Source organism: Olsenella uli DSM 7084 (genome assembly GCF_000143845.1).
Lineage (GTDB): Bacteria > Actinomycetota > Coriobacteriia > Coriobacteriales > Atopobiaceae > Olsenella > Olsenella uli.
Window position 1 is genome coordinate 555,025 of record NC_014363.1, and the last position, 15,073, is coordinate 570,097.

Genomic DNA, 15,073 nt, shown 5'->3' on the forward strand with positions numbered 1-15,073 from the left:
GTAGCGGCACTCACTTCTGGGTAGCGGCACTCACTTCTGGGTAGCGGCACTCACTTCTGGCAATCGGGACCTGTGGGCTCCGGACCCGTGGCTCCGGGAGAGGATGCTCCGTCGCGCTCCGGCACCCGGCCGCGCCGCCTCGCGCTAGCACCGCTCCGTGGCCGCGAGCAGGGGGGTGAGCGGCCCCTGCGAGAGGACGCTCACCCTGTGCGTGGCGCGCGAGAGGGCCGTGTAGAGTCGGTTTCGCGAGAGGGGCGTGTCGGGGTAGACCTCCGCCTGGGCATCCGCGACGACGACATGGTCGAACTCGAGGCCTTTGGCGAGCGAGAGCTCCATGAGCACCACGCCCCCTGCGGGCAGTGCGTCGCCCTTGTCGACGAGAGTGACGGCGCTCCCTGGTTGCGCGTCCCCCATCCTCGGCCGCAGGCCTCCTCGTTGGCCATCCGGCGCACCCTCCGGCCGGACCCCCTTCAGCTGGCGTGCGAGCCAACGGGAACGGGCCCTGTCGGCGCAGATGACGGCACAGAGCCCCTTGCATCGCCCGGCCTCGTCGAGGATCTCCCTGAGCATTGCCAGGTAAGCGCCTGCGTCCCCCGAGCTGACCTCGATTATGCGCGGACGTCCGCCATCGCGTTGGACCGAGCTCACCGCGGCGTGCTCGTCCTGTTCGACCAGGCCCCAGAACAGGGCGGTGACCTCGGGCGTGGAGCGGTAGCTCGTGAGCAGGCGGCACTCCTCGACCTCCCCATGGGACTCCCCGAAGACGCGCCTGATCTCGTCGAAGGAGGCACTGCCCTCCCGAATGGCCTGGTGCTCGTCCCCCAAAAGCAGGAAGTGCGCCCGTGAGAAGTAGCGTGCCAGCACCATGAGCTGCCCTGCGGAGTAGTCCTGGACCTCGTCGACCATCACGTAACGGGCGTCGCGCCCGCCACCGCCGGTGATGAGCAGGTGCAGGTACAGCCATTCGACGGAATTCAGGTTGCTGGTTCCTAGGATGCGTGCGCCTATGCGATCGATGCGCAGCCACCCAGACCGCTCTATCTCGTCGTGCGCACCCCCGTAGAGACCCTCGGCATAGCGTTTGGCCCATGAGAGGAGCTCGTCCTCGTCATTGGGGGAGATGACCTCCCCGAAGCGGGCCATCTGCTCGTCGACGTCAAGCGCGAGCATGCGCTCCTGGAGCTCCTCGTCGTGGGCGAGATTCGCGATCCTGCGGTTCAGGCGGCCATGGAGCTCGTCCTTGACCAAGGCCACGAACTTGGGCCCAACGGGGAAGCGCGCGTACTTCTCTGCCGCGCCCTGGATGCTCGAGGTCCTGAGGAGCACCGTCTCGGCGACCTTGACCTCGCGGAAGTCGGAGGGCAGCAGCTCGAGTGACGGCACGGCGGCCTCGAGGCGACCCAGCTCGTCCGCCGTGGTGCCCCTGCCCTCCCCGTGGTCGGCGAGGCCCTGCGCCGCCGTGAAGGAGCGCCAGGTGAAGGTCCGGGGGTTTGACTCGCCCAGCGAGGGCAGGACGGTGTCGACGTAGCGCCTGAAGACGTCGTTGGGCGTGAAGAGGTAGACCTGGCTCGCGTCAAGGGTCTTGCGCTCGCGGTAGAGCAGGAAGGCGATGCGCTGGAGCAGGACCGACGTCTTGCCCGAGCCCGCGATGCCGCTGACGATGAGAGCGCCCACGTCCCGGTGGCGGATGACCCGGTTCTGCTCTCGCTGGATGGTGGCCGTGATGGCCTGGAGCTTCTCGGAGTGATGGCGGCTGAGCGCCGAGAGGAGCAGCGAGTCCTCGATCGCGACGTCAGAGTCGAAGTACAGGTTGAGGTGGTCGCGCGTGATGTCGAACTGCCGGCGCAGCTCGAGCTCCACGGTGCGCAGCCTCCCATCGACCTCGTAGGAGGTCGTCCCCATCTCCTGGTTGTAATAGGTCTCCGCGATGGGGTTGCGCCAGTCGACGACGAGCGGTGTGTGGTGGTCGTCGGTCATGCCGGCGGCACCGATGTAGACGTCGCGTGCGGGTCGTCCCGGGCGCATCCTGAGGCGCACCTTGGCGAAGTAGGGCTGCCTCAGCAGTATGGCCACGCGTCCCAGGCGCTCGATGTCGAAGTCATGCACCTGGTTGTAGGAGTCTATGACGGAGTTCAGGGTCTCGATGGCCGCCAGGGTCTCCATGGCCTCGTCGGCGCCGCCGAAGTCCTGGCGCACCTCCTCGGACATGTCGATCAGGTCCCGGGCGGCCTGCCTGTGGGTGGTCTCGAGCCTCTCGGTGAGCTCGTCGCGCAGACGGACGAGCTGCGCGTAGATGTCGTCGAGGTGTGCCTGCTCTGCTGCCAGCGTCCTGTCGTCCATGCTAGAGACACGCCTCCTCGATGACGCGGCGGAGCTCGCCTATTCCCAGGCCGGTCTCGGACGAGGTGACGATCATGCGCGTGCGGTCGATGCCGAACTGCCGGGCGAGCGCTGCGGCCTGCTGGGACTGCCTGGCACGGCTGAGCTTGTCGGCCTTGGTCAGTGCCACCACGTAGGGCAGCTCGTTCTCCGTCAGGAAGCCGAGCATGTCGCGGTCGAGCTGCTGGGCGTCGTGGCGGATGTCGACGAGCGACACGACGAGGTTGAAGCTGCGCCCCTGCGCGAAGTAGCCGCCTATGAGGTCTGCCCAGCGCCGGCGCTCCCTCTGGGAGACCTTCGCGAAGCCGTAGCCGGGCAGGTCGACGAAGCGCACCCCGTCGACGTCGAAGAAGTTGATGTTGGCCGTCTTGCCCGGCTGGGACGAGACGCGTGCGAGCGCCTTGCGCCCGACGAGCCGGTTGAGAAGCGACGACTTGCCGACGTTGGAGCGACCGGCGAAGGCGACCTCCGGCGTGGTCGGCTCGGGCAGCTGCCCTACGGTCCCATAGGACGCCTCGTAGCGGGCGGTCTCGTACTTGAGGGCCATGGGGTGCCTCCCTGTCGCGAGCAGCCCTTCGAACTCCCGAGGCCCTCCCTGGGCCATGGGCTGCAGTCTCTTCTCGACCTGGGCGATTGCCGGTGCTCCGCTTGGGCTGGACATGCCGGGCGGACGCCCTCGTTCAGGGGACCAGGGTACCAAGACGGTTGTTGGGATGCCGGGCACTCGACGAGAAAAGCCTTAAAACCCATGGCTTTGCGGTCGTTCAAAGGGGGAGGGACCACGAAGTACGTGACCAGCACCCCGTTACGTGCCTACCGGCCCCCTTCCGCCTCCAGGAGGTCCTCAATGAAGCCGACGGCATAGCTTTTGAAGACGACCTCCCCCTCCTCCTGGGTGGCATCGAGGTCGACGTCCGCCGAGATGCCGAAGTCCCCCTCGTCATCCTCGTCCCTCAGCATCTGCCGCACGTGCCAGACATGGGAGTCCCGCTCGTCTGACTCGTCCATGAGCAGATAGGCGTTCGAACGTGCGCCACCGTCGAGAAGGACCTCCTCGTGGGCCCCATGGTAGGCCTCGATCGCGGCACGCCAGCGCGCCGCGCGCCATCCCCAGCCACCGTCCATCTCGCCCAGCCCCTCGTCGTCGCCGTGGGCGATGAGGCGCACGCGCGCGAAGAGGGCGTTCCTGACCAGGACCACAAGGCCTCGGCGGTCGTGCACGACCTCGTCCGCATCGGGCGGCGTGACGTCCGCACCGTCGGCGCCGGTCGTGCCCGCGGCCTCCCACTCGTCCACGAGCGAGGAGTCCACGGAGCGCACGACCAACCTGAGCCAGGCAACGATGTCGCGCAGGCGTTCGTCGAGCTTCTCGGGCGGTACGGTGCGGTCGAGCACGCGATACGCGTCCGAGAGGTAGCGCAGCAGCGTGCCCTCGCTACGCGCGATGTTGCAGCGCTGTACGTAGCCCTTGAAGTCGGATGCCGTCTCGAGCATGTCGCGCAGGACCGACTTGGGGCTGGGGGCGAAGTCGGCGGCCCAGGGGACCTTCTCGCAGTAGCGCTCGAAGGCGGCATCCAGAAACCCCTCGAGCGGCTTGGGGTAACTGACCTCCTGGATACGCTCAATGCGTTCGTCGTACTCCACGCCGTCGGCCTTCATGCGGGCCATGGCCTCGTCGCGGGCCTGGCGCTCGAGGGCACGCAGGATCTGCGGCGGGTCCTCGAGGGTCGCCTCGACCATGGAGACGAGGTCCATCGCGTAGTGGTCGTCTGCGGGATCCAAAAGCTCCAGGGCGGCAAGGAGGAACGGCGACAGGGGTTGGTCCAGGGCGAAGTCCTCGGGCACATCCACGGTCGCCGCGAAGTCCGCGCTGCCGTCCGCTCCCTCGTGACGCTCCACGACGCCTGCGTCGATGAGGGTGGCGAAGATCTCGTCGGCACGCCTGCGCAGCCGCTCCTTCTCCTCGGCGCTCTGGGCGGAGCCGTCGATGAGGCGGATGGTGCGCGCGTAGGCGTCCCCGCCCTGCACGACTTCGGCCAGGACCATGGCATGCGTGATGCGCATGCGGGGTCTCATGGGCTCGGGCTCGGCGGCGACGAGCCTCTCGAACGTCGCCTCCTTCCAGCCGACGTAGCCCTTGGGCGGCGTCTTGGTCCTGACCTTTCGCGCCTTCTTGGGGTCGCCTCCGGCCTTGGCCAGGGCGCGGGCGTTCTCGATGTCGTACTCGGTGGCCTCGGCGATGACCACGCCCTCGGTGTCGAAGCCCGCTCGACCGGCCCTCCCTGCGATCTGGTGGAACTCGCGGGCGTTGAGGTGGCGCATGCGGCGCCCGTCGAACTTGGAGAGCGCGGTCAGCACGACGGTGTGGATGGGGACGTTGATGCCGACGCCCAGGGTGTCGGTCCCGCAGATGACGGGCAGAAGCCCCTGTTGTGCGAGCTTCTCGACCAGCAGGCGGTAGCGTGGGAGCATGCCGGCGTGATGCACGCCGACGCCCGTGAGCAAAAGGCGCCTGAGGGCCTTCCCGAAGGTGGTGGTGAAGCGGGTCCCTGCCAGGGCGTCCCCGATGCGCGTGCGCTGCTCCCTGGTCGACACCCCGAAGCTTGCCAGCGACTGTGCGCTCCTGATGGCATCCTGCTGTGAGAAGTGGACTATGTAGAGCGGCGCCTCGCCTGCCTCGAGGGCGACCTTGACCGTGGCCTCGAGGGGGGTGTCGACATAGCGCCAGGAGAGTGGCACGGGGCGCGGCGCGTCCGCGACGACGTCGACGGCGCGGCCGGTGTGCGCCTCGAGCGCACGCGCGATGCCGCCGACGTCACCCAGGGTGGCGCTCATCAGCAGGAACTGCGTGCGGGGCAGCGTGAGCAGGGGCACCTGCCAGGCCCAGCCGCGTTCGCGGTCCCCATAGAAGTGGAACTCGTCCATGGCGACGCAGCCGATGTCGGCGCCCTCGCCCTTGCGCAGCGCGTCCTGGGCCAGGATCTCGGCGGTGCAGCACACGATGGGGGCGTCGCCGTTGATGACGACGTCGCCCGTGATCATCCCCACGTTCTCACGGCCGAGCAGTCCCACGAGGTCGAAGAACTTCTCGCTGACGAGCGCCTTGATGGGCGCGGTGTAGCAGGCGCGCCGGTTGGTGCAGACTGCCATGAAGGAGAGTCCGAGCGCCACCAGGGACTTGCCGGACCCGGTGGGCGTGCCCAGGATCACGTGGTCGCCGGCAGCGATGTCGAGGAGGGCCTCCTCCTGGTGCTCCCACAGGTCCATGCCGCGCGACTCCACCCAACCCAGGAAGAGCCCGAGCGCCTCGTCGGCGGGTATGTCGGCGAACGTCTCGTCGTCTGGCCAGGGAACCAGGCTCCCGAGGGAGCCTGTCTCGTCATCCGTCACGTGGCCCCCGCCCTGGGCGCCGCCGCCCCTCGAGGGCCTTTGCGATCCGGTGCGCCGCCTTGGAGGGGACGAGGGTCTCGTCGTCCTCGAAGCTGAGGATGAGCTCGTCGAGCTTGGCGATGTACCCCAGGGCGAGCGACGTGAGCCGTCGCTGGCTGTGGGTGACGTAGCCCACGTTCATGACCTCGTCGCACTCGATGGGAATCGAGGTGATGCCCGAGAACATCTCGTCCGAGCGGACCCCCGTGGAGACCAAAAAGCCGTCGTAGCGCGAGAGCAGGCCGGTCATCGTCGCGCGGTCGCTCACGACGATCTCTCGGTCGTGGGGAAGCGTCGCCAGGGGCTCCTCCGAGTAGAAGAGCGAGCTCTCGGGCCCCTGCTCGAAGGTGTAGCGCGCGAAGGGCGCCAGGTCCTCCACCGTGACGGAGGGCCTTTCCGCGAGGGGGTGCCCCTCGCGGACGAACACGTGGGGCCGCGCGCGGAAGAGCGGCGTGAACGAGAGGGACGCCTCCTCGAGGCGGCTGCGCAGCACGCGCTCGTTCGAGCCCGAGAGGTAGAGGATGCCGATGTCGCTCCTGAAGGAGCGGACGTCCTCGATGATCTCGCTGGTGCGTGTCTCGCGCAGCGAGTACTCGCATGACGCGTCGTCGCGTTCGGCGACGAAGTCGATGAACGCGTTCACCGCGAAGGCGTAGTGCTGGGACGAGATGGCGAGGCGCCTGTGCGCGTCCTCGCCCTTCTGGCGGTAGTGCCGTGCGAGCAGGTCGGCCTGCTCGACGACCTGGCGTGCGTACCCCAGGAACTCCACGCCCTCGCTGGTGAGCGTGATGCCCCTGCTCGAACGGTTGAACACCCTGATGCCCAGCTCCCGTTCGAGGTCGCGCACGGCGACGGAGAGGCTGGACTGGGAGATAAACAGGGAGCGCGCGACGGAGTTCATCGAGCCGCTCTCGGCTATTGCGATGATGTAGCGCAACTGCTGAAGCCTCATGCTCTTCTCCCAGGCCCCCTCGCGCCGCCGCAGCGACGGTCGCTACTCGTCCGTGGCCTCGGCGCCCATGACGCTCAGGAACAGCTCGAGGCTGTCCTGGTCATGGGGCAGGAGGTCGGCGTCGATGCCGGAGGTCATCTGCTCGTAGGTCAGCACCTGGCCGGTGTCGCAGATCCTGAATTGCTTGCCGGCCTTGGGCAGCTCGAAAGCGCTCATCTCGTTCCCTTCGTGTTCGACCATAAGCCCCTCCATGATTGTCCGTGAGGCACCTCGTGCGTGCGGGACTGCCTCGCGAGGCTAGATTCTAAGCCTACATAGACGAGATGCCTACGCGCAGTAGATATGCGACTTGTATGACACCACAAAATATAGGCTAGCAAGTAGCAAAAGGAGGTGTCGTGGGCGAACGGTACAAAGAAGCGTCTGATAGGAGCGCGGATGCCGTCGCCGCAGGACCCCGCTCGACGCAGGGGGAACGGGCAGTTCACGAGAACAACCTCCGTTACCTGCGTGACAAGGTGGGCCTAAGCCAGGTGCAGGTTGCCGCGCAGCTGGGCGTCAGCTCGAAGACCTACAGCTCGTGGGAGACGGGCCGCACCGAACTGGGTGCCGAGCGCATCCGCGCGCTCTGCGACCTTCTGGGCTGTACGCCCAACGATGTCTTGGGGTATAGGGGACACACGTCCTTCGCGCCCGTCACCACGATAGAGGAGACCATCGTGGACCTCTACGGGAGGCTTGCCCCCAACGTTCGCATGGCCGTGCTCGAGATCATGCGTGACTCCGCCAAGAAGCGTCGACCGCGCTAGAGGATCTGCTCCATGCCGACTTTGTAGGGCACCGGGCCCATCGCCTCGCAGAAGCCTCGGGCACCTGGGGGTTGCAGCTCCATACGATGTCCATGTGCGCCTCCTTTGAAGATGCTTGGCCCAATCAACACATCTTGGACATGGCGCTGTGGGTGTGCGAGAGGATATAGTGTAGCGATACTGAAATGCAACCGAGCCCCGGAGTCCCTTAGTCGTGGAATTGTACTCGGCAGGTTTCCTGCTCTTCCTGGCGGTTTCCCTCGCCAGCTACTACCTTGTAGGCCGCCTCGTCCCGCGTGGCCAATGGGCGCTGCTCCTCGTCGCCTCCCTTGCCTTCTACGGCCTCGTCGGTTCATGGGAGACGCTCTGGCTGGTCGTGCTCGTCGCACTGGTGACCTGGGCGGTCCCGCTCGCGTTCGTTCGCATGGAAGGCCTCTCCTCACGGCAGCGCCATGCACTGGACGACCGCAGGCAGAGGAAGGCCGTGAAGCTGCGCTGGCGGCGGCGCCAGCGGCTCGTCCTGCTGGCCGCGCTCGTCGCCTGCTTTGGCATCCTCGCGTACCTCAAGTACTGGAACACGCTGCTGTACGAGCTGGGCGCGGCCCCCTCGCGTGGGAGCCTGGGGCTGCTGCTGCCGCTGGGCATCTCGTTCTACACCTTCCAGTCGGTCGCCTACCTGGTCGACGCATACAACGCCAAGGTCGAGCCCCAGCGGAACTTTGCGCGCCACCTGCTGTTCGTGACCTGGTTCCCCCAGATGATCCAGGGACCCATCAATCGCTACGACCAGCTGGGTCCCCAGCTCTTCGCGCCACACAGGTGGTCCGAGGTCGACGTGTCGCGCGCGCTCGTCACCGTGGGCTACGGCATGGTCAAGAAGTTCGTGATGGCCGATCTCCTGGTGGGGATCATCACCCGCCTCCTCTCCTCGGTGGATGCCCAGACGCCGGGTTCGCTCATCGTCCTCGCGATCCTCATGTACTCCGCCCAGCAGTACGGCGACTTCTCGGGCGGCATCGACATGGTCGAGGGCGTCTCGGAGCTCTTTGGCGTGCACATGGCCCCCAACTTCAGGCGTCCGTACTTCTCGACCTCGCTCGCGGACTTCTGGCGCCGCTGGCATATCTCCCTGGGCCAGTGGATGCGTGACTACGTGTTCTACCCGTTCGCCCTGACGGCGCCGATGAAGCGGTTGGGCAAGTGGTCGTCGGCTCGCCTGGGCCGCCACGTCGGCCGGACCCTGCCCGCCTGCGTCGCAAACGTCCTGGTGTTCCTGATCGTCGGCATATGGCATGGCGCCGACCTGCACTTCGTCGTATGGGGCCTCTACAATGGCCTTGTCATTGCCCTGTCCGACCTGCTGCGGCCTGCCTTCGACCACCTGGTGGGGGCGCTGCGCGTCGACAGGGAGGGCCGCCCCTGGCACGTCTTCGCCGTCCTGCGCACCTTCGCCGTCGTGAACGTGGGCTGGTACTTCGACCGCATCGAGGACTTTGGCACGAGCGTGCTCTGCCTCAAGAGCACGCTCCTCAACTTCGACCCTGCGGGCTTGGGTCCGTCACTTGCGGCATTGGGGCTCAAGCCGGGCGAGAGGATGCAGATCATGCTGGCGTTTGTTGCGATAGTGGTGGTCTTCGCCCAGAGCCTGCAGGAGGAGCGCAGGGGACATGCGACGCAGTCCTGCGTCGCCGAGGACTTTCTCGCGCGTCCGGTCCTGGTTCGCGGCGCCACCGTAGTGACGTTGGGGCTGCTGGTCCTGTCCTCCTTCGTCTTTAACGTGGGAGGGGGGTTCATGTATGCGAATTACTAGGGCCAAGGCACGGGTCGTCGGGGGCTCAGGCAGAAGGGGCGGGCTCACGCCCGCTCGCCTGCTTGGGGTCATGGCGTGGTGCGCGCTGCTCGTGCTGGTGGACGTTGCCGCCACGCTCGCCCTGGGCCAGTACGGCTCGCTCTCAGCGGTTGCGGTGGACGACTTCGGGTCCGCCCCCTCCGTGGGGACGGCGTTCGTGGGCAGCTCCTTTGCCGAGAGGGCCTTTGACCCGATGTCCTTCGATGACGCCCGTCAGGAGGAGGACGCCACGGCCGCGCAGGACTCGTACAACCTCTCGACGCCAGGTCAGACGATGGGCGCCACCGGTGACGCCGTCTCCTATGCCATCCAAAGGGGTGCCCGCCGCGTCGTGCTGGGCCTTGGTGTCGAGACGATGTGCTGCTACGCGGACGCCCGCTCGGACGTCCCGTACTACCTCGCCCGCTACGAGCGCGAGCCGCTCACCCTGGTGGGCAGGCTCGCCTCCGTGGCACTCGATCCTGACGTCGTGGGCAGCAAGGACTCGCTCAACGTCCTGTTTCCCTGGATCTTCACCACGATCAAGCATGTTCCGAGCGTGGGGCAGAACCTGCGCTCGCGCCTCTCGGGGGAGGCCCGCTCTGCGGCTGCGGAGAAGGTCGTGCGCGACTGGCGCTACGCGGGCCGAGGCTACGGAAACTTCACGATGCAGCTTGACCTCAGCAACCCACGCACCTCCGTCAACACCTACGGCGAGCCCCGGCAGGACCCGCGCTGCCTCGAGGCGCTGGCCCGCATCGCCGACGAGTGCCGCTCTGCGGGCGTGCAGCTCGTGGTGGTCTCGACACCGCACCCCGCATACGACACCGTCGCCTTCGGGGATGCCTATCCCGAGATCATGGGCGCGGTGCAGCGCGTCGCCCAGGAGCACGGGGCCACCTACCTCGACTTCAACATGGCGAGGGACGGCGTGCTCGACCTCTCGCCCGAAGACTACGGCGACTTCGAGCACCTGGGACCCGAGGGCGCGCGGCGCTTCTCCCGCCTGCTCGCCCAGATGCTCTCGCGCATTGATGAGGGCGCGGACGCGAGCTCTGACTTCTATGGCTACGATGACTGGTCCCAGTGGCTCGCCGGGCACCAGGGTTGGAGGGTGTAGCGGATGCACAACGTCTTGGAATGGCTCGAACGCTCGGCCGCACGGGCGCCCGACAAGGTGGCCGTGGCAGGCCCCCAGGATCATCTGACCTTCGCCCAGCTGGCCGAGGGGAGCCGCCGCGTCGGCTCGTGGCTCGCCGCCCATGGCATGTCGTCGCGCCGCGGCGTCGCGTTCTACCTCGAGAAGAGTCCCTCTGCCCTGTCGGGCATGCTGGGCGCCGTCTTTGCCGGGGGCTTCTATTCGGTGCTCGACGTGCGCCAGCCCGCAGCGCGCATCCAATCGATCTGCGCCACGTTGGACCCGCTCGTCGTCGTGGCCGATGATGCCAACCTCGCTGCGGCCCGGGAGGCGCTCGAGGCCACGGCCTGGGAGGTCGTCCCGTTGGGGGAGCTCCTGTCCGCCCCCGAGGACGCGGCGCTCCTCTCGGCAGCCCGCGCCCAGGCGACCGACGTGGACCCCCTGTACGTGAACTTCACGAGTGGCAGCACGGGCACGCCCAAGGGCGTCGTCGTGAGCCATCGCTCGGTCATAGACTTCATCCCCACGTTCGTCCGGACCTTTGGGATGGGGGAGGACGACGTCTTCGCCAACCAGGCGCCATTCGACTTCGACGTCTCGGTGAAGGACATCTATTCGTGCCTGCTGCTGGGTGCGCGCCTGCAGCTGGTCCCCCGGCCGTACTTCACGGCACCCACCACGCTCATGGACTACCTGGCGGACACCCACGCAACGACGCTGGTCTGGGCCGTGAGCGCCCTGTGCTTCGTGTCGATCATGAACGCCTTCGACTACCGCGTGCCCAAGGATGTGAGGAGGGTGCTCTTCTCCGGCGAGGTCATGCCGCCCAAGCAGCTGTCCCGCTGGCGCGCCCACCTGCCGGACGTCACCTACGTGAACCTCTACGGACCCACCGAGATCACCTGCAACTGCACCTACTACGTGGTGGATCGCGACTTCGGCAAGGGCGAGGCCATCCCCATGGGGAGGCCCTTCGACAACGAGCGCGTCTTCTTGCTGGGCGAGGGCGAGCGGGAGGTGACGCCTGACATGGTGGGCGTCGAGGGCGAGATCTGCGTGGCTGGCACGGCCCTGGGCCTGGGCTACCTGGGGGATGCCGGGCGCACGGGCGAGGCCTTCGTGCAGAACCCGCTGGAGCGTCGCTGGCTGGACCCCATCTACCGCACGGGCGACCTGGCACGCTACGACTCCGCAGGCAACCTGGTCTACAGCTCCCGCAAGGACCATCAGATCAAGCACCTGGGCCAGCGCATCGAGCTGGGCGACATCGAGTCCACGGCCGCCGCGCTCGCGGGCGTGGACCAGGCGGCCTGCACCTACGATGCCCGCCGCAAGAAGATCCACCTGTTCTACGTCGGCGAGGCCTCCCACGAGGAGGTCGCGCTGTCCCTGCGCGCGCAGCTTCCCTCGTACATGGCCCCCAACGGCATCCATGCCCTCGAGGCGATGCCCCTCACCAAGAACGGCAAGGTGGACCGCTCGCTGCTTGCCGAGCAGACCACGTCCCGACTATAGGCAGGAGAGAAGAACATGGCCTCTGGACTGGCGACCGCCGAGCTCCTGGACATCGCAAGGGAGTTTGGGACCCCGACCTACCTCTTCGACCTCGTCGCCCTCTCGGCGCGCCTTGCCGCGGTGCGCGAGATCCTGGGACCGTCCGTGCGCCTGTGCTACTCGATCAAGGCGAACCCGTTTCTGAGCCGCGCTGCCGCAGAGTGCGGCTATGAGCTCGAGGTCTGCAGCCCGGGCGAGCTCGACGTCTGCAGGGGCCTGGGCATAGAGGCGCCCGCCATCGTCTACTCGGGCGTCTGCAAGGGCGAGGCAGACGTCCGAGCGGCCCTCGACTATGGCGTGGGCGTCCTCACGGCCGAGTCGCCACGCCAGTTCGAGCTGGTGGAGCAGGAGGCGAGGCGCAGGGGGCTTCGCGTCCCGGTGCTGCTGCGCCTGAACGGCGGCAGCCAGTTTGGCATGAGCCGCGGCGACCTCGAGCGCATCGTCCGGGACCGCGAGGGCTATGGTGCCGCCGAGCTCGTGGGCATCCACTACTTCGTGGGCACCCAGCGTCGCAAGCTCCAGCACCAGCGCCGCGAGCTGCAGATGCTCTGCGACCTCGCGGACGAGCTGGAGCGCCGCTGCGGCTGGCGTCCCGTGCGTCTGGAGTATGGCCCGGGCCTCGCCGTTCCCTACTTCGAGGGGGAGGACTTCTCCGACACGCTGGCGCCGGCGCGCGAGCTGGCCGGCGACCTGCAAGCCGTTGCCGGACGCTTCGATCTCACTGTCGAGATGGGACGCTTCCTCGCGAGCTCGTGCGGCAGCTACCTCACGTCTGTCGTCGACCTCAAGGACGGCCAGGACGACGAGACCTGCTACGCCTTCGTCGACGGCGGCATCAACCACGTGAACTACCTGGGACAGATGATGGGGCTCAAGCTCCCCGTCATCCGTAACGCGAGCGTCGAGGGGGGGTCGGGAGGCCCGTTGTCCCGCGAGCGCCGGCCCTGGACGCTCTGCGGGTCGCTCTGCACCACCAATGACGTCCTCGTGCGGCAGCTCGACAGGCCCCTCGCCCCCGATGACGTGCTCGTGTTCGAGAACATAGGCGCGTACTCCGTCACGGAGTCGATGTACCTGTTCTTGAGCAGGGCCATGCCACGCGTCATCCTGCGCCGGGGGAGGGGCGACTACGTGCTGGCCCGCGACGTCGTGCAGACGAGCATGCTCAACATGCCATCCTAGTCGACGTAGGCGTGGCCCTCGTGCCCGAGGCGCGCGCTGCGTTAGAATGGACGAGCTTTCTGGACGGGCCTTCGGACGCCTTCCCCATGGCGGTGCCAGTGGCCCAGGACCGAGGAGGAGACCACCATGGATGACATCACCCTGGACGCCGTGATCGAGATGCTCTCGGGCATCCGTGACGACGTCGACTTCGCGACGGCGACCGGCCTTGTGGATGACCGCGTGCTCGACTCGTTCGACATACTGTCCGTCATCAGCGCCATCGACGAGGAGTTCGACGTCGCCGTCCCCGCCAAGGACATCGTGCCCGACAACTTCAACAGCGCCGAGGGCATCTACCACATGGTCAGGGGGCTTGCGGACGCCGAGTAGCGTCCGGTCGGCCCCGTGGCCCGAAGTTCCGTGGCCCCACAGGGGGCCCATGATCGTCCGGGTGCCGCGACAGCGGACGTCCGGCGAGTGAGGAGAGACCCCATGCCACAGATCGACACGCTCTGCGTCCAAGCGGGCTACGCCCCGGGCGACGGCGAACCGCGCCAGCTTCCCATCGTCCAGTCGACGACCTTCAAGTACGACACGTCCGAGCACATGGGCCGGCTCTTCGACCTCGAGGCTGAGGGCTACTTCTACACCCGCCTGCAGAATCCCACCAACGACGCCGTCGCCGCCAAGATCTGCAGGCTCGAGGGTGGCTCTGCGGCCATGCTCACGAGCTCGGGGCAGGCCGCGAACTTCTTCGCCCTGTTCAACATCGCCGAGGCGGGGGACCATGTGGTGGCCAGCTCGGCGATCTACGGCGGCACCTACAACCTCCTGGCGCACACGATGTCCAAGATGGGGGTGAGGGTGACGTTCGTCTCGCCCACCTGCACCGACGAGGAGCTTGCGGCGGCGTTCGAGCCCAACACCAAGGCGGTCTTCGGCGAGACCATCGCCAACCCCGCCCTCGCCGTCCTGGACATCGAGCGCTTCGCGCGTGCCGCCCACGGGCACGGCGTTCCCCTCGTCGTGGACAACACCTTCCCCACGCCCGTCAACTGCCGGCCCATCGAGTGGGGCGCCGACATCGTGACCCACTCCACCACCAAGTACATGGACGGGCACGGCTGTGCCGTGGGCGGTGCCATCGTCGACGCGGGCCGCTTCGACTGGATGGCCCATGCCGAGAGCTTCCCTGGCCTCACGACACCCGATGAGTCCTACCACGGAATCGTCTATGCCGAGCGCTTCGGCTTGGGCAAGGCCTTCATCACCAAGGCGACCTCGCAGCTCATGCGCGACTTCGGCTCCATCCAGAGCCCGCAGAACGCCTTCTACCTCAACCTCGGCCTCGAGAGCCTGCACGTCCGCATGTCCCAGCACTGCAGGAACGGCCAGGCCATGGCCGAGTTCCTCGCGGCAAGTCCCAAGGTCACGACGGTCAGCTATCCCGGTCTTTCGGGCGACGCCTATCACGGGCTCGCCCAGAAGTACCTGCCCCACGGGTCGTGCGGTGTGGTGAGCTTCGAGGTCGCCGGTGGTCGTGCGGCCGCAGAGCGCTTCATGGCCGCGCTCGGGCTCTGCGCCATCGAGACGCACGTGGCCGATGCGCGCAGCTGCTGCCTCCATCCCGCAAGCTCGACCCACCGCCAGATGAGTGACGCGGAGCTCGCCGCCGCCGGAATCTCCCCCGCCCTGGTGCGTCTCTCCTGCGGCCTGGAGGGCACCGCAGACCTCATTGCCGATGTCGAGCAGGCGCTCGCCCAGGTCTAGAGGGTGCCGGTCGGTCGGGACCGCGCGTCGTGCGCTGGTGTCCGGGGAGG

12 protein-coding genes are annotated in these 15,073 nt (G+C 67.4%); 7 read left to right on the plus strand and 5 right to left on the minus strand.

Going from position 1 to position 15,073, the window contains the following annotated elements; translation table 11 throughout:
- Positions 1-144: 144 nt before the first annotated feature.
- The 5 genes from OLSU_RS02475 to OLSU_RS02495 form a co-directional block, all read right to left on the minus strand.
- On the minus strand, positions 145-2,340 hold the full coding sequence (locus tag OLSU_RS02475; RefSeq protein ID WP_013251368.1) for a HelD family protein: 2,196 nt from the start codon (positions 2,338-2,340) through the stop codon (positions 145-147).
- Between the two features lies 1 nt (position 2,341).
- Entirely contained in the window at positions 2,342-2,926 is a 585-nt protein-coding gene (gene yihA / locus OLSU_RS02480) for a ribosome biogenesis GTP-binding protein YihA/YsxC (protein WP_013251369.1), read from the minus strand.
- A 266-nt stretch (positions 2,927-3,192) separates the two neighbouring features.
- Positions 3,193-5,769, minus strand: coding sequence for a DEAD/DEAH box helicase (locus OLSU_RS02485; RefSeq protein ID WP_013251370.1), 2,577 nt, complete (start codon positions 5,767-5,769; stop codon positions 3,193-3,195).
- Complete coding sequence (locus OLSU_RS02490) at positions 5,759-6,760, minus strand: LysR family transcriptional regulator (RefSeq protein WP_013251371.1); 1,002 nt, start codon at positions 6,758-6,760, stop codon at positions 5,759-5,761. The genes OLSU_RS02485 and OLSU_RS02490 overlap by 11 nt, the downstream gene beginning before the upstream one ends.
- A gap of 42 nt (positions 6,761-6,802) precedes the next feature.
- The gene (locus OLSU_RS02495; protein WP_013251372.1) at positions 6,803-7,000 is read right to left on the minus strand and encodes a hypothetical protein; all 198 of its coding nucleotides are present in this window, start codon (positions 6,998-7,000) and stop codon (positions 6,803-6,805) included.
- A 158-nt stretch (positions 7,001-7,158) separates the two neighbouring features.
- On the opposite strand from OLSU_RS02495, the gene OLSU_RS02500 reads away from it, so the two are divergent.
- The 7 genes from OLSU_RS02500 to OLSU_RS02530 all read left to right on the plus strand — a co-directional run bounded on the left by OLSU_RS02500 (position 7,159) and on the right by OLSU_RS02530 (position 15,023).
- Positions 7,159-7,569, plus strand: coding sequence for a helix-turn-helix transcriptional regulator (locus OLSU_RS02500; RefSeq protein ID WP_013251373.1), 411 nt, complete (start codon positions 7,159-7,161; stop codon positions 7,567-7,569).
- A 214-nt stretch (positions 7,570-7,783) separates the two neighbouring features.
- Complete coding sequence (locus tag OLSU_RS02505; protein WP_013251374.1) at positions 7,784-9,379, plus strand: MBOAT family O-acyltransferase; 1,596 nt, start codon at positions 7,784-7,786, stop codon at positions 9,377-9,379.
- Positions 9,366-10,517, plus strand: a complete 1,152-nt coding sequence (locus OLSU_RS02510; RefSeq protein ID WP_013251375.1) for an SGNH/GDSL hydrolase family protein — start codon at positions 9,366-9,368, stop codon at positions 10,515-10,517. The genes OLSU_RS02505 and OLSU_RS02510 overlap by 14 nt, the downstream gene beginning before the upstream one ends.
- A gap of 3 nt (positions 10,518-10,520) precedes the next feature.
- Entirely contained in the window at positions 10,521-12,050 is a 1,530-nt protein-coding gene (locus tag OLSU_RS02515; protein ID WP_013251376.1) for an amino acid adenylation domain-containing protein, read from the plus strand.
- Between the two features lie 15 nt (positions 12,051-12,065).
- Positions 12,066-13,271, plus strand: coding sequence for a diaminopimelate decarboxylase family protein (locus OLSU_RS02520; protein WP_013251377.1), 1,206 nt, complete (start codon positions 12,066-12,068; stop codon positions 13,269-13,271).
- Between the two features lie 126 nt (positions 13,272-13,397).
- Positions 13,398-13,643, plus strand: a complete 246-nt coding sequence (locus OLSU_RS02525) for an acyl carrier protein (protein WP_013251378.1) — start codon at positions 13,398-13,400, stop codon at positions 13,641-13,643.
- Between the two features lie 102 nt (positions 13,644-13,745).
- On the plus strand, positions 13,746-15,023 hold the full coding sequence (locus tag OLSU_RS02530) for an O-acetylhomoserine aminocarboxypropyltransferase/cysteine synthase family protein (protein WP_013251379.1): 1,278 nt from the start codon (positions 13,746-13,748) through the stop codon (positions 15,021-15,023).
- Positions 15,024-15,073 lie beyond the last annotated feature (50 nt).

Bases quoted from the DNA above. Each gene is read 5' to 3' on its own strand.
- OLSU_RS02495 (WP_013251372.1), bottom strand. From the start codon at position 7,000: ATGGTCGAACACGAAGGGAACGAGATGAGCGCTTTCGAGCTGCCCAAG.
- OLSU_RS02490 (WP_013251371.1), bottom strand. From the start codon at position 6,760: ATGAGGCTTCAGCAGTTGCGCTACATCATCGCAATAGCCGAGAGCGGC.
- OLSU_RS02525 (WP_013251378.1), top strand. From the start codon at position 13,398: ATGGATGACATCACCCTGGACGCCGTGATCGAGATGCTCTCGGGCATC.
- OLSU_RS02530 (WP_013251379.1), top strand. From the start codon at position 13,746: ATGCCACAGATCGACACGCTCTGCGTCCAAGCGGGCTACGCCCCGGGC.
- OLSU_RS02475 (WP_013251368.1), bottom strand. From the start codon at position 2,340: ATGGACGACAGGACGCTGGCAGCAGAGCAGGCACACCTCGACGACATC.
- OLSU_RS02515 (WP_013251376.1), top strand. From the start codon at position 10,521: ATGCACAACGTCTTGGAATGGCTCGAACGCTCGGCCGCACGGGCGCCC.
- OLSU_RS02520 (WP_013251377.1), top strand. From the start codon at position 12,066: ATGGCCTCTGGACTGGCGACCGCCGAGCTCCTGGACATCGCAAGGGAG.
- yihA (WP_013251369.1), bottom strand. From the start codon at position 2,926: ATGGCCCTCAAGTACGAGACCGCCCGCTACGAGGCGTCCTATGGGACC.
- OLSU_RS02510 (WP_013251375.1), top strand. From the start codon at position 9,366: ATGCGAATTACTAGGGCCAAGGCACGGGTCGTCGGGGGCTCAGGCAGA.